Source organism: Bradyrhizobium diversitatis (assembly GCF_016031635.1).
Lineage (GTDB): Bacteria > Pseudomonadota > Alphaproteobacteria > Rhizobiales > Xanthobacteraceae > Bradyrhizobium > Bradyrhizobium diversitatis.
In genome coordinates this window covers 25,745-43,157 of sequence record NZ_JACEGD010000034.1, presented here as the reverse complement: position 1 = coordinate 43,157, position 17,413 = coordinate 25,745, and the positions used below count along the sequence as shown (strand labels likewise).

The window sequence follows — 17,413 nt, the reverse complement described above, 5'->3', positions numbered from 1 at the left end:
AAGCGCGCCCAAAGCGCGCGCAGATCCGGGATCCATAGCCACAGGACGAGGTCGCTGCGTCACGCTGGCAACCACAATTCATCGTAAAACCATCGCTGCGGCGTATGGGTCCCGGATCAGCGCTTCGCTTCGCTGCGCTTGTCCGGGACGACAGCTGTGTACAAGGCGAGGGCTATGCCCTCACTCACCCATTCCTGAACGCATACGCGTATCCGTTCAGCGCGGGGGCGCCACCGAGATGGGCGTAGAGGATCTTCGCACCCTTCTCAAAATAGCCTTTCTTCGCGAGGTCGATCAGGCCCTGCATCGACTTGCCCTCGTAGACGGGGTCGGTGATCATGCCTTCGAGCCGCGCGGTGAGGCGGATCGCCTCCTTGGTTTCTTCCGACGGCACGCCATAGGCGGGATAGGCGTAGTCCTCGATCAGGACGACGTCGTCATCCACGAGATCCTTGCCGAGCTCGACGAGCTTAGCGGTGTTCTGCGCGATCTCGAGCACCTGCGCCTTGGTCTGGGCCGGCGTGAACGAGGCGTCGATGCCGATCACCTTGCGGGCGCGGCCATCGGCGGCGAAGCCGACGAGCATGCCGGCATGGGTGGAGCCGGTGACGGTGCAGACGATGATGTAGTCGAACTTGAAGCCGAGCTCGGCTTCCTGCTTGCGCACCTCCTCCGCGAAGCCGACATAGCCGAGGCCGCCAAACTTGTGCACGGAGGCGCCGGCGGGAATCGCGTAGGGCTTGCCGCCCGCCGCCTTCACCTCCTCGATCGCCTGTTCCCAGCTCTTGCGGATGCCGATGTCGAAGCCGTCGTCGACCAGGCGCACGTCGGCGCCCATGATGCGCGAAAGCATGATGTTGCCGACGCGGTCATAGACCGCATCCTCGTGCGGCACCCAGGCCTCCTGCACCAGACGGCACTTCATGCCGATCTTGGCCGCGACCGCGGCGATCATGCGGGTGTGGTTGGACTGCACGCCGCCGATCGAGACCAGCGTGTCGGCGTTGGAGGCGATCGCATCGGGGATGATGTATTCGAGCTTGCGCAGCTTGTTGCCGCCATAGGCGAGGCCGGAATTGCAGTCCTCGCGCTTGGCATAGATCTCGACATTGCCGCCGAGGTGTTTTGACAGTCGCTCCAGCTTTTCGATCGGCGTCGGGCCGAAGGTCAGCGGGTAGCGCGCGAATTTTTCCAGCATCATTGGTCATCCCGATTGGCGGTGGCGTCTGGGAAACGGAGCTAGCATTACCTTGGATAAATGTGCTCTCGAATATCGGCTCGATACTATTCGTATCTTGCACAAATAGATACGATAAGCCGGATTTCTTCCATATTGTGCGTAATGAATGAAAGCTTCTTCCATGGCCGCTCGACTTGACCGCATCGACCTTAAGATACTGAGATTGCTTCAAAATAATGGCCGGCTCAGCAATGCCGAGCTGGCCGAGACGGTCGCGATCAGCCCCGCCACCTGCCATCGCCGCACTCAGCGCCTGTTCGAGGACGGCTTCATCGCCACCGTGCGCGCCATGATCGCGCCGAAGAAGCTGGCAAAGGGCACGCTGGTGATGGTCGGCGTCGTGCTCGACCGCTCGACGCCTGAGAGTTTTGCCACCTTCGAAAAGGCCATCGCGAAGTTGAAATTCGTGCTCGACTGCCACCTAGTCGCCGGCGACTTCGACTACTTCCTCAAGATCCGCGTCGGCGACATGGAGGATTTCAACCGCATCCATGGCGAGCAGCTCATCGCGCTGCCCGGCGTGCGCCAGACCCGAACCTTCTTCGTGATGAAGGAAGTCGTCGACAACGCGCCGCTGGAGTTTTGAACGGAAGCGTTTTCCAGCGAAGTGGAAGCCGGTTCGCATCATAAAACACGTCAAACAAAATCCAGCGCACTTGATGCGCGATCGGCATCATGAGAGGTTCACCCGATGCAGACATTCCCCTTCCGCCAGTTCAATCCGGCCGGGCCGAGCTATCGGCGCGGCTGGGTTGACGAGGCCGTAGCTGCGATCGAGGCCGACCAGTGCCGCACCGCCGACACGCATCTGATCCGGCTGATCGTGCCGGCGCTCTCCGGCATCGACATCTATCTCAAGGACGAGTCTACGCATCCGACCGGCAGCCTGAAGCATCGCCTCGCGCGTTCGCTGTTCCTCTATGCGCTCTGCAACGGCCACATTGGCGAAGGCACGCCCGTGATCGAGGCATCGTCGGGATCGACGGCGGTGTCGGAAGCCTATTTCGCGCAGATGATCGGCGTGCCCTTCTACGCCGTGATGCCGCGGACGACCTCGGCGGAGAAGATTGCCGCGATCGAGCATTATGGCGGCAACTGCCATTTGATCGACGACGGTCGCGCGCTCTATGCGGACGCCGCGGCGCTCGCCGCCCGTCTGAACGGCCACTACATGGATCAGTTCACCTTCGCCGAGCGCGCCACCGACTGGCGCGGCAACAACAACATCGCCGAGTCCATCTTCACGCAATTGCAGGGCGAGCCGCGCCCGCTGCCGGACTGGATCGTGATGGGCGCGGGCACCGGCGGCACCTCGGCCACCATCGGGCGCTATCTGCGCTATCGGCAATATCCGACGCGGCTATGCGTCGCCGATGTCGAACATTCCGCCTTCTTCGACTGCTTCCGCTCGCAGGACCGCTCCCATGTCTGCGACCGCCCGTCGCTGATCGAGGGTGTGGGCCGGCCGCGCTGCGAGCCGTCCTTCGTGCCGGGTGTGGTCGATCGCATGATGAAGATCCCGGATGCGGCGACGATCGCGGCGATGAACGTGCTGTCGCGCCGGCTGCGCCGCGCGGTCGGCGGCTCCACCGGCACCAACTTCCTGGCGCTGTGCCGGCTCGCCTCGGAAATGCGTCAGGCGAACGCGACAGGGTCGCTGGTGACGCTGATCTGCGATTCCGGCGAGCGCTACCGGCAGACCTGTTACGAGCCCGCATGGCTGACGGCGCGCGGCCTCGATCCGGCGCCTTACGAGGCGGCCTTGTCGTCGTTCCTCGCGACAGGCGAGCCGCTGAGGCTCGATGTCGACGACGTCTTCAATCCGCAGGGCATACGAAGCCCCGCCGCGTCATAGCAGCGTCTTCCTGCCGTTTTTCAAATTGGCACGACCGTCACGGCAACTTCACTTGCCCTGCGCACGCATGCAGGTGACGGTTGTGGTCTCAACGAGGAGATCCCATCGTGCGCCTTCCCATTCTCGACCCCAAGGATCTGACCGACGAACAGAAGCCGCTCTATGACGACATGCGAGCCGGCATCACCGACCATTTCAAGGGTTTTGTGAACATGCGCGACGACGGCGCGCTGCTCGGGCCCTGGAACCCCTGGATCCGCGAGCCGCGCTTCGGCGGGCCGGTGTGGGAGCTGGTCAAGGCGGTCGCGTCGAACCCGCTGCTGCCCGCTCCGGTGCGCGAGGTCGCGATCCTCGTCACCGGCTCGCATTTCCGGTCCGGTTACGAGCTCTATGCCCACGTTCTGGTCGCCGAGCAGCGCGGTCTGTCCGACGAGAAGCTCGCGACCATCGTCGCCGGACAGCGGCCTGTCGATCTGACCAGGCAGGAGGCGGTCGCCTATGACATGGCCTCGGCCCTGGTCAGCGGTGGCGTGCTGCCGGAGCTGACCTATCGTGCGGCGGTGAAGGAGTTCGGCGAACACGGCGCGGCCGAGCTGTCCTATCTGGTCGGCGTCTACTGCATGGTCTCGGTCACGCTCAACACGTTCGACGTGCCGGTGCCGGATTAGCAGCGGTTTCGTTTCGTTTGAGCATGATCCTTTTCCGGGATCATGCTCAATTGCGCACGGCGTAGAGCGGCGTTCGCAACGTCAGCTGATAGGATGGCTTCGGCGTCCACGCGATCAGCGCGGTGATGCCGAACAGGCGGTTGTCGTTGTCGTCCATGCGGTCAAGGTCGAGCCGCAGGATCGGCTGGGTGAAGGACTCCGCGATCGTCCGTCCCGCGAGCTGTGCGCCACCAAACGACTGCATGCCGAAGCGCCCGGTGAACTTCCAGTTGCTCGGCCATTGGTAATAGCCGCCGCCATAGAGGACCGTGTTCGGCCGGATGCTGGCGAACGGGCTGGCAATGGTGGCGGTGGTGTACTGCATGCCGGCCAACCAGCCCCGCGTCTCGTCCTCGTCGAGCGCGTAGTCGAATTCCAGGATGTTGTTGAAGGAATTCACCATGCCCTGCTCGTTCGGCACCGACTGCGTCAGCGTCGATTGCAGCGTGATCGTCGGGATCTTGCCGCCATTCTGCTGGTAGAGGTCGGCCTGCACGCCGATGTTCCAGCTGGTGATATCGAAGGACGACCAGCCGCCGCCGATATCCGTCGTCGATCCGGACACGCCGCCATAGAGCGAGACGCGGTCGGTGACGTCGACAGTCAGCGGCAGGTCAACGGCAATCGACTTCGCCGCCGGCAAGCCGTTCGGCAGCGTCGTGCTTCGTCGCGCCGCCAGGGCTTGGAGCGCGGCCGACAGCGAGGTGGTGCCGAAGCCGAGCCCGAGCGTGCCTGCGGGGATCGTCGCGTAGCTGGTGCGGAGGTCGAGGTAGATGTTCGGAACAGCCGGCTTTGCCGGTGCGTCCTCGTCCGCCTCGGCGGCGAAGGCAGCGCTCGCTGAAACCGTCAGGCAGGCCAGCCCCCGCGCGATCGCGCGCAAAGCCGGACGATGCGGTGGTTTGCGAGTTGACACGTGACAATCCGACGCGTGAGGCTCTGGTGGCGGAAACGCTCGCTAGATGGAACGTGATTGTTCCCGCGGTCAAGCGCTATCCGCAAACGATGGACTGTATCGACGCACGCGGCTACCCTGTCGTGACTGCACCGACACTCTCGCCGGCCAGAGTGCAGGCCAGACAACGGAGGACGACAGCCATGAACACGTCACGCCGCATCCTGCTCGCCGGAATGGCGGGGCTCGCCCTCGCTCCGACCGCTGCGGCGGCCGCACCGGCGCCAGTGGTCGATGATGTGACGGTTGCCGAAGAACGCTTTGCGCGCATGATCGCTGGCGCGCATGCTCCGGACGTCACTTGCGCACGGCAGGCGGAGCGCTATGCGGATGCGCACTGGCCCGAGTATCTCGCGGCCGCCAGAGCCGTTCTCGACGCACGCGTGTGATTCTCGCGCTCACTCACTTCTTCACCGCCCTCCGCACCTGTTCGCCGATCTGCGACAGCACGAGCTGGGCCTGCGGCAGGATCGCGCCCATGGCGTGGAAATTGTGGACCATGCCGTCGTGGCAGACATGCTCGACGGCGACGCCCGCGGCGAGCAGCTTGCGAGCATAGGCATTGCCTTCGTCGCGCATCGGGTCGTATTCGGCGGTGTGGATGATCGCGGTCGGCAGTCCCGTCAGCCGTGTCGCGCGCAACGGAGAGACGCGGGGATCGGCGGCGTCGATGCCCTCGGGCAGATAGTCGGAAAGATCCGCTTCGATCGTGGCGCGGTCGATCAGGTGGCCCTCGGCAAAGGCCTCGCGCGAGGGCGAGGTCTCCTCGAAATCCAGCACCGGGCAGATCAGACATTGCGCGGCAATGGAGAGGCCGGCGGTCTGCGCTGCCTCCTGGCACACGACCGCAGCCAGCGTGGCGCCGGCGGAATCGCCGCCGATCACCAGACGGTCCGCGTCGATGCCGAGCGATGCCGCCTCGCGCGCCACCCATTCGGTGGCGGCGATCGCGTCGTCGACGGCGGCGGGGAATCTGTGCTCGGGCGCGAGCCGGTAGTCGACCGACACGAGGCGGCAGCCGGTGGCATGCGCCAGCGCGGCTGCGATGCGGTCGTGCGTGGCAATGCTGCCGGCGACGAGCCCGCCGCCGTGAAAGAACACGAAGCCCGGTGCGAGTTCCTCGGCGCTTGCCGGCGTGTAGAGGCGATAGGGCAGTTCGCCGGCGCCGCCGGCCAGAACGCCGTCGGACGTCGTCACATCCGCCGCCTCGGCACGCGCGAACTGCATCAGCTTTGCCAGCGATTGCCGTCGCGCCTCCACGCTGGGCCGGCTCCGCGCCTGCGGCGCAGCCGCAGCCATCATGGTCAACAAACGCTTGGCGAGCGGATCGAGCGGCATGGATTCTTCCTTCTCCCCTTGTGGGAGAAGGTGGCGCGCAGCGCCGGATGAGGGGGTTTCTCCGCAGATGAGTTCGCGGATGGATACCCCTCACCCGTCTCGCCGCTACGCGACGAGCCACCCTCTCCCACAAGAGGAGAGGGTAACTCACCAAGCCCCCGCAGGGAATCTTTTAGAAATTGGGCGCAATAGTGCCCGATATTTCCAAGGGGAGGCCGGTCATGGCCGAGATCAAGAAGCCCATCGACTATTCGCCGAGTTGGACCTTCTTCGAGGGCGAATGGCACGACGGCAACGTGCCGATCATGGGCTCGCGCACGCATGCGGCCTGGCTCGGCTCGATCGTGTTCGACGGCGCGCGCGCGTTCGAGGGTGTTGCGCCCGATCTCGACCGGCACGTCGCCCGCGTCAATCAATCGGCGATCAATTTTGGCCTGAAGCCGGTGCTCGATACCGGCGCCTGGCTGACGCTCGCGCAGGAAGGCATTGCGCGATTTGCGGCGGATGCCGAGCTCTATATCCGTCCGATGTACTGGGCGCAGAACGGGAGCGGCGGCGGCGTGCTGTTCGACCCCGAGACCACCAATTGGTGCCTGTGCATCTACGTGGCGCCGATGCCAAAACCCGTCGGCAACGCGATCACGCTGTCGCCGTTCCGCAGGCCCACCGCCGAATGCGCGCCGGTCGAGGCCAAGGCGGCCTGCCTCTATCCGAACAATTCGCGCGCGCTTGCCGAGGCCGCCGCGCGCGGCTTCAACAACGCACTGATGCTCGACATGCTCGGCAACGTCGCCGAGTTCGGCAATTCGAACGTGTTCATGGCGAAGGACGGCGTGGTCTTTACGCCGGTGCCGAACGGCACTTTCCTGAACGGCATCACGCGCCAGCGTGTCATCAGCCTGCTTCGTGGCGACGGAGTCACCGTGGTCGAGAAGACGCTACGCTATGCCGATTTCCTTGCCGCCGACGAGATCTTTTCATCCGGCAATTTCGCCAAGGTCGCGCCCGTGATCCGCATCGACGAGCGCGAGCTGAAGCCGGGGCCGTTCTATACGCGCGCGCGAAAGCTCTATTGGGATTTCGCGCATGCGGTGAAGCTGGCGGCTTGAGCCGGCTGTCGCTCGCTTATGAGCCGCGTCTCCGGAACCGGCTGAACTGAAACGCCTGCGTTGAATCCCACGGCGTGTGATGCGTCTCGCTGCGCGTCTCGACGAGCTCAAACTCAGGCCCGAGCTCCGCCGCAAGGCTCGCACTGTCGTGTCGCTGAACCGGCAGGCCGCTGCATTTCTCCGGACCATCGGGCGCGAACGTGCCGATGACGACTTGTCCGCCGGGGGTAAGCGCTGCCCGCAGGCGCTCGACATAGGCCGCCCTGTCGCGCGGCTCGGTCAGGAAATGAAACGCCGCGCGATCGTGCCAGACGTCGTAGGTCTTCGCCGGCTGCCACGTCGTGGCGTCGGCAACGATCCAGTCGACGATCGAACCGATTTTGCCGATTCGCTTCTTCACCGCATCAAGCGCGTTGGCAGAGAGATCCAGCACGGCGACGTCGCGATATCCGTCTTGCAGCAGCGCATCGACCAGCCGCGAGGCGCCGCCGCCGATATCGATGATGGCTGCGCCATGATCCGGATTGGCCGCGCGGATCATCTCGAGCGAGATTGTCGGACTGTCCTGAAACCAGCTGACCTCGGCTTCGCCCTTGGTGGCGTAGACATGGTCCCAATGGGTGCTTCGGTCAGACATGGCTCGTCCTCGCTCGTCCTCCCGCTCGCTGGGGGCCGGTGCAAATGAAGGACTACTCGTCCTTCTTCGACATCCGCTCGAGGCGTTCCTGCATCTCCTTCATCTGCTGGCGCAGATCGTCGATGTTGCTATCCTTCGACTCCTCGGTATTCGCACCGGCCTCCGGCTCGGGAGAGGTGGTCGGACGGGGCGCCGCGAACGGCTTGAACATCGAGAAGGTCTGCTGGAACAGCTCCATGTTGCGGCGGACCTGCTCCTCCAGCGGAGCAAAAGGCGTGCCGGACAGCGTATTGGCGATCTGCTTGCGGAACTTCTCCTGCTCCTGCGTCAGCGTCGCGATCGACTGCTCCAGATATTTCGGCACCACCATCTGCATGCTGTCGCCATAGAAGCGAATGAGCTGGCGCAGGAAGGTGGTCGGCAGCAGGTTCTGGCCGGCCTTGTTCTCCTGCTCGAAGATGATCTGGGCGAGCACGGAGCGGGTGATGTCGTCGCCGGTCTTGGCGTCGTAGACCAGGAAATCTTCGCCGTCCTTGACCATCGCGGCGAGGTCTTCCAGCGTCACGTAGGTACTCGTTCCGGTGTTATAGAGCCGGCGGTTCGCGTATTTCTTGATGGTGGTGGGTTGGTCTGATTTCGCCATGGGCTCTCACTTGCAAACGCGGAGAACGGGAACCTGTCGGGCAATGCCGCAGGGCGGGAAGAGTACGCAACGCAACAAAATAAGCATTTTCAAAGGGCTCACGCTACCGTTTTGTGCGGCACGGTTAATTGCAGAGCAAAATCGTGCTTGCGAAAGCGCCAAGAACGCTATTTTGAATGCGTTGCGGCATGAATTCGGAGACCGTCCGATTGACATGCCTCAACGACGTTAACAGGATGCCGGTCGAGACTGGCGAGCCGTCTTTTCCCCAGCCCCGCCTGCCCCCTTCAAACCCAGGAGATGCCCATGTCAGACGATGTCGTCATCGTCAGCGCCGCCCGCACCCCGGTCGGTAGCTTCAACGGAGCGTTCGCGACCCTTCCCGCCCACGATCTCGGCGCCATCGCCATCAAGGCCGCGCTGGAGCGCGGTGGCATCGAGCCCGGCCGGGTCTCCGAGGTCATCATGGGTCAGATCCTGACCGCCGCCCAGGGCCAGAACCCCGCCCGCCAGGCTTCGATCGCCGCCGGCATTCCGGTGGAGAGCCCGGCCTGGGGCGTGAACCAGCTTTGCGGCTCGGGCCTGCGCACGGTTGCGCTCGGTTATCAGGCGCTGCTCAACGGTGATTCCGAGATCGTGGTCGCAGGCGGCCAGGAATCCATGAGCATGGCCCCGCACGCCCAGTACCTGCGTGGTGGCGTCAAGATGGGCCCCGTCGAGTTCGTCGACACCATGATCAAGGACGGCCTGTGGGATGCCTTCAACGGCTACCACATGGGCAACACCGCCGAGAACGTCGCACGGCAGTGGCAGATCACCCGCGCCCAGCAGGACGAGTTCGCCGTCGCTTCGCAGCAGAAGGCGGAGGCCGCGCAGAAGGCCGGCAGGTTCAACGACGAGATCGTCCCCGTCACCATCAAGACCCGCAAGGGCGACGTGGTCGTCAGCGCCGACGAATATCCGCGTCATGGCGCCACGCTCGACGCGATGGCCAAGCTCAAGCCGGCCTTCGAGAAGGATGGCACGGTCACTGCGGGCTCGGCCTCCGGGATCAACGACGGCGCCGCCGCCGTGGTGCTGATGACCGCCAAGCAGGCGGCCAAGGAAGGCAAGAAGCCGCTCGCGCGCATCGTGTCCTGGGCTCAGGCCGGCGTCGATCCTAAGATCATGGGCTCGGGCCCGATCCCGGCCTCGCGCGCCGCGCTGAAAAAGGCCGGCTGGAGCGTCGGCGATCTCGACCTGATCGAGGCCAACGAAGCCTTCGCGGCACAGGCCTGCGCCGTCAACAAGGATCTCGGCTGGGACACCTCCAAGGTCAACGTCAATGGCGGCGCGATCGCAATCGGCCATCCGGTCGGCGCATCCGGCGCACGCGTGCTGGTGACGCTGCTGCACGAAATGCAGAAGCGCGATTCGAAGAAGGGCCTGGCCACGCTGTGCATCGGCGGCGGCATGGGTATCGCGATGTGTTTGGCGCGCGACTGACGACAACCTTGCACGGAGCTGACGCGTGCGCCGCACACGTCAGCGCTGCGTTGCACGCGGCTAAAAAGGCGGCGGTTGCAAATCAAATATTCTTCGCAACCACGCAAGCCTCGACTAAAGAGAAACGCCCGGCTCGACGCCGGGCGTTTTGTTCTTGATGTCCGTCAAACGTCCCGCATAATCCGCAGCTAAAAACAGTCACTCTCAAGCGTCCGAAGAGTCCAAGGGAAGGAATACGACATGGCACGTGTTGCACTGGTGACGGGTGGTACGCGGGGCATCGGAGCGGCGATCAGCAAGGCGCTGAAGGCGGCCGGCTACAAGGTCGCGGCGAACTATGCCGGCAACGATGCGGCGGCGGAGAAGTTCAAGGCCGAGACCGGCATCGCCGTCTACAAATGGGACGTCAGCAGTTTCGACGCCTGCGCGGCCGGCGTGAAGCAAGTCGAAGCCGATCTCGGGCCGATCGAGGTGCTGGTCAACAATGCCGGCATCACCCGCGACACCGCCTTCCACAAGATGACGCTCGAGCAGTGGACCGCCGTCATCAATACCAATCTGGGTTCGCTGTTCAACATGACGCGCCAGGTCATCGAGGGCATGCGCGCGCGCAAGTTCGGCCGCATCATCTCGATCTCGTCGATCAACGGCCAGAAGGGGCAGTTCGGTCAGGTCAACTATTCCGCGGCGAAGGCCGGCGACGTCGGCTTCACCAAGGCGCTCGCGCTCGAGAACGCCAAGGGCGGCATCACCGTCAATGCGATCTGCCCGGGCTACATCAACACCGAAATGGTGCAGGCGGTGCCGAAGGACGTCCTGGAGAAGAACGTGATCCCGCAGATCCCGGCCAACCGGCTCGGCGAGCCCGAAGAGATTGCGCGCGCGGTCGTGTTCCTCGCGGCCGACGAGTCCGGCTTCATCACCGGCTCGACGCTGACGATCAACGGCGGCCAGTACATGGTGTGATGCGATCGCATCACGCCGGCTGATATTTTCCACGTCGTCATGCCCGGGCTTGTCCCGGGCATGATGCCCTGTCATTCCGGGGCGCCGCGCTAGCGGCGAACCCGGAATCTCGAGGTTCCGGGTTCGGCTCTTCGAGCCGCCCCGGAACGACGAGGCCCTGGAATGACTCCCCGTACCGCCACGCTGATCGGTTTGACCGCGATCCTGATGTGGTCGCTGCTGTCAGTGATGACGGTGGCGACCGGAAAGATCCCGGCATTCCAGCTCGCCGCGATGACCTTCGCGATCGGCGGTGTCGTCGGGCTGCTCACCTGGATCGGGCGGAGCGAGGCGGCGAAAAGCCTGCGTCAGCCGCTCGCCGTCTGGGTCGTCGGCGTTGGTGGCCTGTTCGGCTATCATGCGCTGTATTTTCTCGCGCTGCGCTTCGCCCCGCCGGCCGAAGCCGGCCTTCTGAATTACCTGTGGCCGCTCTTGATCGTGCTGTTCTCGTCCTTCCTGCCGGGCGAGCGGCTGGCCGCGCATCACATCATCGGCGCCGTGCTCGGCCTCGTCGGCACGGTGCTGCTGTTCGCCGGCAACACCAGCGGTTTTGCGCCTGGAGCTGTGCCGGGTCTCATCGCGGCCTTCATCGCGGCGTTTGTCTGGGCGACCTATTCGGTGCTGTCGCGCCGGTTGAAGGCGGTGCCGACCGATGCGGTCGCGGGCTTCTGTCTTGCCACGGCAATATTGGCCGCGCTGATGCACGGTCTGCTTGAAACCACGGTCTGGCCGGAGACGGGCTTGCAATGGCTCTCGGTCATCGCACTCGGCATCGGCCCGGTCGGCGCCGCGTTCTACGCCTGGGACATCGGCATGAAGCGCGGCGACATTCGTGTGCTCGGCGCCGCCTCCTACGCGACGCCATTGCTCTCGACGGGATTCCTCATCGCTGCCGGTTTCGCCAAGGCCAGCGCCAACATCGCCCTTGCTGCGATCCTCATCGCCGGGGGCGGCCTGATCGCGGCCAAGGACATGGTGCTGCGGAAGAGGTGAGCTACGGCTCCCAGCCCTTTGGTGCGAGCTCGAACTTCGCGAACTCGAATGCGGGCGCCACGGTGCAGCCGACCAGCGTCCACTCGCCCGTGGTTTCCGCCATCTGCCAGGCCTGCGCCGGCACGATCGCCTGCGGCCGCTCGCCGTTGGCGAGGTCGGTGCCCAGCCGCACCTCATGCTGGGAGCAGCCGTCATGGGCGATGCGCAGCATCAAGGGACTGCCGGCGTAATAGTGCCACGTCTCGACCGCATCGACGCGATGCCAGTGCGAACGCTCGCCGCGGGCGAGCAGGAAATAGATCAATGTCGAGCGCGAACGCCCGTTGGCGTCCGTGGCCAGATCGCGAAACGTTTCGCGGTAATGCCCGCCTTCGGGATGCGGCCGGAGTTCGAGGCGCGCGATGATCTCGGCTGCGGTCGGCATCGATCCCCGTCAGGACTTGGTCTTCAGGACTTGTTCTTGCGCTCGCGCAGTTCGCCGAACACCGCGGCGGCATCCGCGCCCTTCATGTGCAGCTTCGCCGCGACCGCCGGCTCATCGGCGCGCAGGAATACGTTGGCGCGCTTCTCCTCACCGAGCAGCGAGGGAATGGTCGGCTTGTTCTCGGCCCGCAGCTTCGCCACTTCCGCGGCGCGCGCCTGGAGCGCCGCATTGTCCGGCTCGATGGTGAGTGCGAACTTGACGTTGGACGCCGTGTATTCGTGGCCGCAATAGAGCTTGAAGTCGTCGGGCAGGGCGCGCAGCTTCAGAAGCGAATCCCACATCATCGGGTAGGTGCCCTCAAAGACGCGGCCGCAGCCGATCGAGAACAGCGTGTCGGCGGCGAAGACCGTCTTCTCGGTGTCGAATACGTAGGAGATATGGTCGAGCGTGTGGCCGGGCGTCTCCACGACACGCGCCAGCAAATTCCCGATCTTCACCACGTCGGCGTTGGCGACACGCAGGTCGACATTCGCGATCTTCGTGGTCTTGTCGTGCGGCGCCACGACGCGGCAATTGTATTTCTGCTTGAGTTCGGCAACCCCGCCGACATGATCGCCGTGATGATGGGTGATCAGGATGTCGGTGAGCTGCCAGCCCTCGCGCTCCAGGGCCTGGAGGATGGGACCGGCCTCGGGCGCGTCGATCGACGCCGTCGCCTTGGTTTCCACATCGTGGATCAGATAACCGAAATTGTCGTTTAAACAGGTGAAAGTACGAATTTCGGCGGCCATGTCATCTCCATCGGGCTCAGCCCCGCCAGACAAATATGGCGTTAACGTTGCGCAGGCAATGCAATATTCCGCGCGCAGCGACGGCCTGGCGCATGTTACATTGCCGTCATGACCATCGACGTCGTCGACCTCCGCGAGTTCTATTCCCGCCGCCTCGGGATCGTGGCGCGGCAAATGATCAATCGCGGCATCAGGGAGCGCTGGCCAAGCGCCGAGGGCCAGCGCGTGCTCGGCATCGGCTATCCCACACCCTATCTGGGATTGTTCCGCGAGGACGCCGAGCGCTGCATCGCCTTCATGCCGGCGGCCCAGGGCGTCCTGAAATGGCCGACGGGACGACCGGCGCTGGCCTCGCTCGTCGACGAATACTCGCTGCCGCTTCCTGACGCCGCGGTCGACCGCATCCTCCTGGTCCACGCGCTGGAGATGTCGGACGATCCGGCCGCGCTGCTGCGCGAGGTGTGGCGCGTGCTGTCGCCGTCCGGGCGCGTGATCGCCGTGATCCCGAACCGGCGCGGGGTGTGGACCCGCACCGACAGCACGCCCTTCGGTCACGGCCGGCCCTATTCGCGCTCGCAGATCACCGAGCTGCTGCGCCAGACCTGGTTCACCCCGACCGCCTGGGGCGAGGCGTTGTTCATGCCGCCCTATGCCGGAGGCTGGGTGCTGAAATCGGCGCAGATGTGGGAGCGCGCCGGGGCAGCGTTGTCGCTGCCCTTTGCCGGCGTCCATATCGTGGAGGCGACCAAGCAGGTCTACCGCGCGATCCCCGCCAAGCGCGAGCGCGCGCGGCTCATTCCCTCGCTCGCGAAGCCGGTGCTGGTGCCGTCCCAGACGACAGCGACGCGCGGCTAGCTTAACCTCTCCCTATGGGTCCCTATGGGAGAGGTGGTCCGTGCTTGCGGCCCCCGCCGATTGGACCAACGCACACCGTCCAAAACAAATCGTCCCGGCGCGAGGCCGGGACGATTTCAGTTCAGGACATCAGATCAGAAATGGCTACTCGCCAGGGGCGACCTCGTCGCTGGACGCGACTGGGGCGGCCTCGCGCTCGGGGCGCGGGCCATGCGGCCGGCGCCGCCGCCGCGGATAGCGCTCGCCGCCACCGGCGCCCTCGAACCCGCCCTGGCCGCCATTCGCTGCGACATTCACTTGCGGCTGCGCGCCGGTGATGAAGGAGGGCAGGCGGTCGACGCTGCCGGCATCGGCGATGACGGGCTGCGGCTGGTTGGCGGGTTGCGGCTGATATTGCGGCTGAGCACGATGATCGCGTTCGCGGTGCTCGCGCGGCTGCTGGTTGTCGCGCTGATAGGGCGGCTGGCTCTCGCGCGGCTGCTGATCACGCTGGTGGTGATCGCGCTGGCCATCGCGGTCGCGCATGAAGGGTTGCTGCGGAGGCTGCGGGACGAAACCCGGCTCCTGGCCGAAAGCTGAGAAATTCTCGCCGTCATCCTCGCCGTCGTCGCTGCTGCTGACGGGCTCATCGCCGCGCGGCTGCTGGTTCTGGCGGAACTGCTCCTGGGCCGCCGCGATCAGGCGGAAGTAATGCTCGGCATGCTGGTAGTAGTTCTCGGCTGCAACGGGGTCTCCGGAGGAGCGCGCATCACGCGCAAGCTGGAGATACTTTTCAGCGATGTGCGAAGCGGTGCCGCGAATCTTGATGTCGGGTCCGTTGGACTCGTAGACCCGGGTCATCGGGTTCTGGCCACGCCGGTTGTTGTTATTGTTGTTGCGGTTGCGCATCCGCTGCTTGTTCTGACCGTTTCTCATGTCCTGCCTTCGATTCCAGCCCTAAAGGTTGCACGCATTACTGATTGCTAGGAGTGACCTGGTGACAGCGGCTCACATCTCTCGCGCGCACCGCGCGCAAGCCGGATCGAGCCCTGCCAATGTTCGTCGACCGTCGCGTTCAACAAAGACGCGTTCCCCACCCGCCAGCATTCATTGCCAGCGAACCCATTCATTTCGCCTGCCGAAACAAGCCCAGCGTTCTTGCGTAAGTCTTCAAGCGCAATATCAGGCTTTCGTTCACGTTGCGGTCGGAGAGCAGCGCAGCTCCACTGGCCATCGCGCTCAACAGGACCTGCGGCTTGGAACCTTTAAATCAGTAAAGCTCTCGCCCGAGAGCCCGGCTTTCACCCGTAGGTATACGGGGCCGGCACCGATGTGTTGGACGGAACGTAGTCGTTCCCAGGCGATATTCCAAGAGGTTTTTGCAGCCCAATCCAGCTTTTATGGAGGCATTTTTCGGGCCGAAACGGCCCGCGGAATGCCCGCCAGGTCGGCCTTGGGCGGCCGGTCCAGCGATAACGCGGCGCCCCTCATCAAGGTTTCAATATTTTGGGCCTGCCCCTGTCCGGCCTCGACGATCACCGCTCCGCCGGGCGCGAGCCGTTCGGCCGCCTGGGGGATGAGCGCGCGGTAGGCGTCATATCCGTCATTGCCCCCGTCGAGCGCCAGATGCGGATCGTGCCCGCGCACCTCGATGCTCAGTTTCTGAATCTCGGCCGAGGGAATATAGGGCGGGTTCGAGACGATGAGATCGAACGGGCCGCGGAGCGCAGCGGCGTAGGAGCAGGCGACGAAGGCGGCGCGGTCGGCGAGGCCGAGCGCGGCGGCATTGTCCCTGGCGGTCCTGAGCGCGTTCTGGCTGAGATCGGTGCCGACGCCGAAAGCATCAGGAATTTCGTGCAGCAGCGCGAGCAGGATCGCGCCGGATCCGGTGCCGATGTCGGCGATACGCGGCGGATGAGACGCCTGCCGCTCGCGAAATATCTCGAGTGCAAGCTCGACGACGGTCTCGGTATCGGGGCGCGGGACCAGGGTTGCTTCCGACAAGCGAAATGGCAGGCCCCAGAATTCGCGTGTTCCGAGGATGCGCGCCACCGGCTCGCCGGCGACGCGGCGCTGCGCATGCTGCGCGAGCCGCGATGCTTCGGCCGCGGTGAGGGGACGGGCAGCCTGCGTGACCAGGCCGGTGAGGTCGAGGCCGAGCACCGCACCGATCAGGATGCGGGCGTCGAGCTCGGCTTCGTCGAGCTGTGCCGATCTCAACAGCGCAGAGAGCGTGCGCCGCGCACCCTCGATGGATTGTCCGGTGAAGGGGTTGCTCACGCCTCAGGCCGCCGCGCCTTGCGCAGCGAGCTGTGCGGCCTGGTGCTCCGTCGTCAGTGCGTCGATCAATTCACCCAGCGCTTCACCCGCGATCACCTGCGGCAGCTTGTAGAGCGTGAGGTTGATGCGGTGATCGGTGACGCGCCCTTGCGGAAAATTATAGGTGCGGATGCGCTCGGAGCGGTCCCCGGAGCCGACCTTCTCCTTGCGCTCGGCGGAGCGTGCGGCGTCGACGCGTTGCCGCTCGGCGTCGTAGATGCGCGAGCGCAGGATGTTCATGGCGGAGGCGCGGTTCTTGTGCTGCGAGCGGCTGTCCTGCATCATCACCACGATGCCGGTCGGGATGTGGGTGATGCGGATCGCCGATTCGGTCTTGTTGACGTGCTGGCCGCCCGCTCCTTGCGCGCGCATGGTCTCGATCCGCAGGTCGTCGTTCTTGATGTCGACGTCGACGTCCTCGACCTCCGGCAGCACGGCCACCGTCGCGGCGGAGGTGTGGATGCGTCCCTGCGTCTCGGTGTCGGGCACGCGCTGCACGCGGTGCACGCCGGATTCGAACTTCAGCTTCGAGAACGCGCCGCGGCCCTGCACCTCGGCGATGATTTCCTTGTAGCCGCCGACGGTGCCTTCGCTGGCCGAGATCACCTCGACCTTCCAGCCCTGAAGGCTGGCAAAGCGCTCGTACATTCGGAACAGGTCGCCGGCGAACAGCGAGGCCTCGTCGCCGCCGGTGCCGGCGCGGATCTCCAGCACCACGTTGCGGTCGTCCATGGCGTCCTTCGGCAACAGCGCGACGCGGATCTTCTGGATCAGCTCCTCGATTTGTCGCGTCAGCTCGTCCCGTTCGGCCTCCGCCATGCCGCGCATCTCGGCATCGGTCGCGGGATCGGCGATCAGCGCCTCGGTGTCCGCCAGCTCCTTGACGGCGGAGCGATAGGCCTTCACCGCCTCGACCAGCGGGGTGATCTCGGCGAGCTCGCGCGTGATCTGCACATAACGCTCGGAGGTGAGCTGTCCGAGCGATTCGGCCTCGAGCGAGGCGTGATGCGCGAGCAGGACGTCCAGTTTGGCTTCGGGGAGTGACGACATCGGTTCAGTCTCAATAGCGGCAAGAGGCGAG

19 protein-coding genes are annotated in these 17,413 nt (G+C 64.9%); 9 read left to right on the top strand and 10 right to left on the bottom strand.

The window, feature by feature from the left end; all coding sequences use genetic code 11:
• Positions 1-184: 184 nt before the first annotated feature.
• Entirely contained in the window at positions 185-1,198 is a 1,014-nt protein-coding gene (locus H1B27_RS30650) for a 1-aminocyclopropane-1-carboxylate deaminase (protein WP_061882727.1), read from the bottom strand.
• 163 nt (positions 1,199-1,361) lie between these two features.
• Here H1B27_RS30650 and H1B27_RS30645 point away from each other — a divergent pair, with 163 nt between their 5' ends.
• From H1B27_RS30645 to H1B27_RS30635, 3 genes are all read left to right on the top strand, one after another.
• On the top strand, positions 1,362-1,826 hold the full coding sequence (locus H1B27_RS30645) for an Lrp/AsnC family transcriptional regulator (RefSeq protein ID WP_197968600.1): 465 nt from the start codon (positions 1,362-1,364) through the stop codon (positions 1,824-1,826).
• A 105-nt stretch (positions 1,827-1,931) separates the two neighbouring features.
• Entirely contained in the window at positions 1,932-3,095 is a 1,164-nt protein-coding gene (locus tag H1B27_RS30640; protein WP_061882675.1) for a PLP-dependent cysteine synthase family protein, read from the top strand.
• A gap of 107 nt (positions 3,096-3,202) precedes the next feature.
• Entirely contained in the window at positions 3,203-3,763 is a 561-nt protein-coding gene (locus tag H1B27_RS30635; protein ID WP_061882674.1) for a carboxymuconolactone decarboxylase family protein, read from the top strand.
• 46 nt (positions 3,764-3,809) lie between these two features.
• Here H1B27_RS30635 and H1B27_RS30630 read toward each other — a convergent pair whose 3' ends face one another.
• The gene (locus H1B27_RS30630) at positions 3,810-4,682 is read right to left on the bottom strand and encodes a hypothetical protein (RefSeq protein ID WP_061882673.1); all 873 of its coding nucleotides are present in this window, start codon (positions 4,680-4,682) and stop codon (positions 3,810-3,812) included.
• A 215-nt stretch (positions 4,683-4,897) separates the two neighbouring features.
• On the opposite strand from H1B27_RS30630, the gene H1B27_RS30625 reads away from it, so the two are divergent.
• Positions 4,898-5,143 (top strand): hypothetical protein, encoded by a 246-nt coding sequence (locus tag H1B27_RS30625; RefSeq protein WP_061882672.1) that lies wholly within the window; start codon positions 4,898-4,900, stop codon positions 5,141-5,143.
• Between the two features lie 13 nt (positions 5,144-5,156).
• Here H1B27_RS30625 and H1B27_RS30620 read toward each other — a convergent pair whose 3' ends face one another.
• Positions 5,157-6,092 (bottom strand): alpha/beta hydrolase, encoded by a 936-nt coding sequence (locus H1B27_RS30620; RefSeq protein ID WP_061882671.1) that lies wholly within the window; start codon positions 6,090-6,092, stop codon positions 5,157-5,159.
• Positions 6,093-6,313: 221 nt separating this feature from the next.
• Here H1B27_RS30620 and H1B27_RS30615 point away from each other — a divergent pair, with 221 nt between their 5' ends.
• Positions 6,314-7,201, top strand: coding sequence for a branched-chain amino acid aminotransferase (locus H1B27_RS30615; protein ID WP_197968599.1), 888 nt, complete (start codon positions 6,314-6,316; stop codon positions 7,199-7,201).
• A 16-nt stretch (positions 7,202-7,217) separates the two neighbouring features.
• Here the strand turns inward: H1B27_RS30615 and H1B27_RS30610 are convergent, their stop codons facing one another.
• Positions 7,218-7,838: a class I SAM-dependent methyltransferase gene (locus H1B27_RS30610; protein ID WP_061882669.1), complete on the bottom strand. Its 621-nt coding sequence runs from the start codon at positions 7,836-7,838 to the stop codon at positions 7,218-7,220.
• 52 nt (positions 7,839-7,890) lie between these two features.
• Entirely contained in the window at positions 7,891-8,481 is a 591-nt protein-coding gene (phaR, locus tag H1B27_RS30605; protein WP_061882668.1) for a polyhydroxyalkanoate synthesis repressor PhaR, read from the bottom strand.
• Between the two features lie 306 nt (positions 8,482-8,787).
• On the opposite strand from phaR, the gene H1B27_RS30600 reads away from it, so the two are divergent.
• From H1B27_RS30600 to yddG, 3 genes are all read left to right on the top strand, one after another.
• Entirely contained in the window at positions 8,788-9,966 is a 1,179-nt protein-coding gene (locus H1B27_RS30600) for an acetyl-CoA C-acetyltransferase (RefSeq protein WP_061882726.1), read from the top strand.
• Positions 9,967-10,206: 240 nt separating this feature from the next.
• Positions 10,207-10,932 (top strand): acetoacetyl-CoA reductase, encoded by a 726-nt coding sequence (gene phbB / locus H1B27_RS30595; RefSeq protein ID WP_061882667.1) that lies wholly within the window; start codon positions 10,207-10,209, stop codon positions 10,930-10,932.
• Between the two features lie 162 nt (positions 10,933-11,094).
• Entirely contained in the window at positions 11,095-11,964 is an 870-nt protein-coding gene (yddG, locus tag H1B27_RS30590; RefSeq protein ID WP_197968598.1) for an aromatic amino acid exporter YddG, read from the top strand.
• Between the two features lies 1 nt (position 11,965).
• Here the strand turns inward: yddG and H1B27_RS30585 are convergent, their stop codons facing one another.
• Both H1B27_RS30585 and gloB read right to left on the bottom strand, forming a co-directional pair.
• Positions 11,966-12,388 (bottom strand): cupin domain-containing protein, encoded by a 423-nt coding sequence (locus H1B27_RS30585; protein ID WP_061882665.1) that lies wholly within the window; start codon positions 12,386-12,388, stop codon positions 11,966-11,968.
• 23 nt (positions 12,389-12,411) lie between these two features.
• Complete coding sequence (gene gloB, locus H1B27_RS30580) at positions 12,412-13,179, bottom strand: hydroxyacylglutathione hydrolase (RefSeq protein WP_061882664.1); 768 nt, start codon at positions 13,177-13,179, stop codon at positions 12,412-12,414.
• 108 nt (positions 13,180-13,287) lie between these two features.
• Between gloB and H1B27_RS30575 the strand changes: the two genes are divergently transcribed.
• The gene (locus H1B27_RS30575) at positions 13,288-14,034 is read left to right on the top strand and encodes a class I SAM-dependent methyltransferase (RefSeq protein ID WP_061882663.1); all 747 of its coding nucleotides are present in this window, start codon (positions 13,288-13,290) and stop codon (positions 14,032-14,034) included.
• 144 nt (positions 14,035-14,178) lie between these two features.
• On the opposite strand, the gene H1B27_RS30570 is transcribed toward H1B27_RS30575, so the two are convergent.
• From H1B27_RS30570 to prfA, 3 genes are all read right to left on the bottom strand, one after another.
• On the bottom strand, positions 14,179-14,949 hold the full coding sequence (locus tag H1B27_RS30570) for a DUF4167 domain-containing protein (RefSeq protein ID WP_061882662.1): 771 nt from the start codon (positions 14,947-14,949) through the stop codon (positions 14,179-14,181).
• A gap of 462 nt (positions 14,950-15,411) precedes the next feature.
• On the bottom strand, positions 15,412-16,293 hold the full coding sequence (gene prmC, locus H1B27_RS30565; RefSeq protein ID WP_197968597.1) for a peptide chain release factor N(5)-glutamine methyltransferase: 882 nt from the start codon (positions 16,291-16,293) through the stop codon (positions 15,412-15,414).
• Between the two features lie 3 nt (positions 16,294-16,296).
• On the bottom strand, positions 16,297-17,382 hold the full coding sequence (gene prfA / locus H1B27_RS30560; RefSeq protein ID WP_197968596.1) for a peptide chain release factor 1: 1,086 nt from the start codon (positions 17,380-17,382) through the stop codon (positions 16,297-16,299).
• Positions 17,383-17,413 lie beyond the last annotated feature (31 nt).

What these genes read in the sequence shown, in the direction of transcription:
- H1B27_RS30615 (WP_197968599.1), top strand. Translation starts at nt 6,314, where the DNA reads ATGGCCGAGATCAAGAAGCCCATCGACTATTCGCCGAGTTGGACCTTC.
- H1B27_RS30600 (WP_061882726.1), top strand. Translation starts at nt 8,788, where the DNA reads ATGTCAGACGATGTCGTCATCGTCAGCGCCGCCCGCACCCCGGTCGGT.
- yddG (WP_197968598.1), top strand. Translation starts at nt 11,095, where the DNA reads ATGACTCCCCGTACCGCCACGCTGATCGGTTTGACCGCGATCCTGATG.
- H1B27_RS30645 (WP_197968600.1), top strand. Translation starts at nt 1,362, where the DNA reads ATGGCCGCTCGACTTGACCGCATCGACCTTAAGATACTGAGATTGCTT.
- H1B27_RS30650 (WP_061882727.1), bottom strand. Translation starts at nt 1,198, where the DNA reads ATGCTGGAAAAATTCGCGCGCTACCCGCTGACCTTCGGCCCGACGCCG.
- gloB (WP_061882664.1), bottom strand. Translation starts at nt 13,179, where the DNA reads ATGGCCGCCGAAATTCGTACTTTCACCTGTTTAAACGACAATTTCGGT.
- H1B27_RS30575 (WP_061882663.1), top strand. Translation starts at nt 13,288, where the DNA reads ATGACCATCGACGTCGTCGACCTCCGCGAGTTCTATTCCCGCCGCCTC.
- H1B27_RS30570 (WP_061882662.1), bottom strand. Translation starts at nt 14,949, where the DNA reads ATGAGAAACGGTCAGAACAAGCAGCGGATGCGCAACCGCAACAACAAT.
- prfA (WP_197968596.1), bottom strand. Translation starts at nt 17,382, where the DNA reads ATGTCGTCACTCCCCGAAGCCAAACTGGACGTCCTGCTCGCGCATCAC.
- H1B27_RS30640 (WP_061882675.1), top strand. Translation starts at nt 1,932, where the DNA reads ATGCAGACATTCCCCTTCCGCCAGTTCAATCCGGCCGGGCCGAGCTAT.
- H1B27_RS30585 (WP_061882665.1), bottom strand. Translation starts at nt 12,388, where the DNA reads ATGCCGACCGCAGCCGAGATCATCGCGCGCCTCGAACTCCGGCCGCAT.
- H1B27_RS30625 (WP_061882672.1), top strand. Translation starts at nt 4,898, where the DNA reads ATGAACACGTCACGCCGCATCCTGCTCGCCGGAATGGCGGGGCTCGCC.
- phbB (WP_061882667.1), top strand. Translation starts at nt 10,207, where the DNA reads ATGGCACGTGTTGCACTGGTGACGGGTGGTACGCGGGGCATCGGAGCG.
- H1B27_RS30620 (WP_061882671.1), bottom strand. Translation starts at nt 6,092, where the DNA reads ATGCCGCTCGATCCGCTCGCCAAGCGTTTGTTGACCATGATGGCTGCG.
- phaR (WP_061882668.1), bottom strand. Translation starts at nt 8,481, where the DNA reads ATGGCGAAATCAGACCAACCCACCACCATCAAGAAATACGCGAACCGC.
- H1B27_RS30610 (WP_061882669.1), bottom strand. Translation starts at nt 7,838, where the DNA reads ATGTCTGACCGAAGCACCCATTGGGACCATGTCTACGCCACCAAGGGC.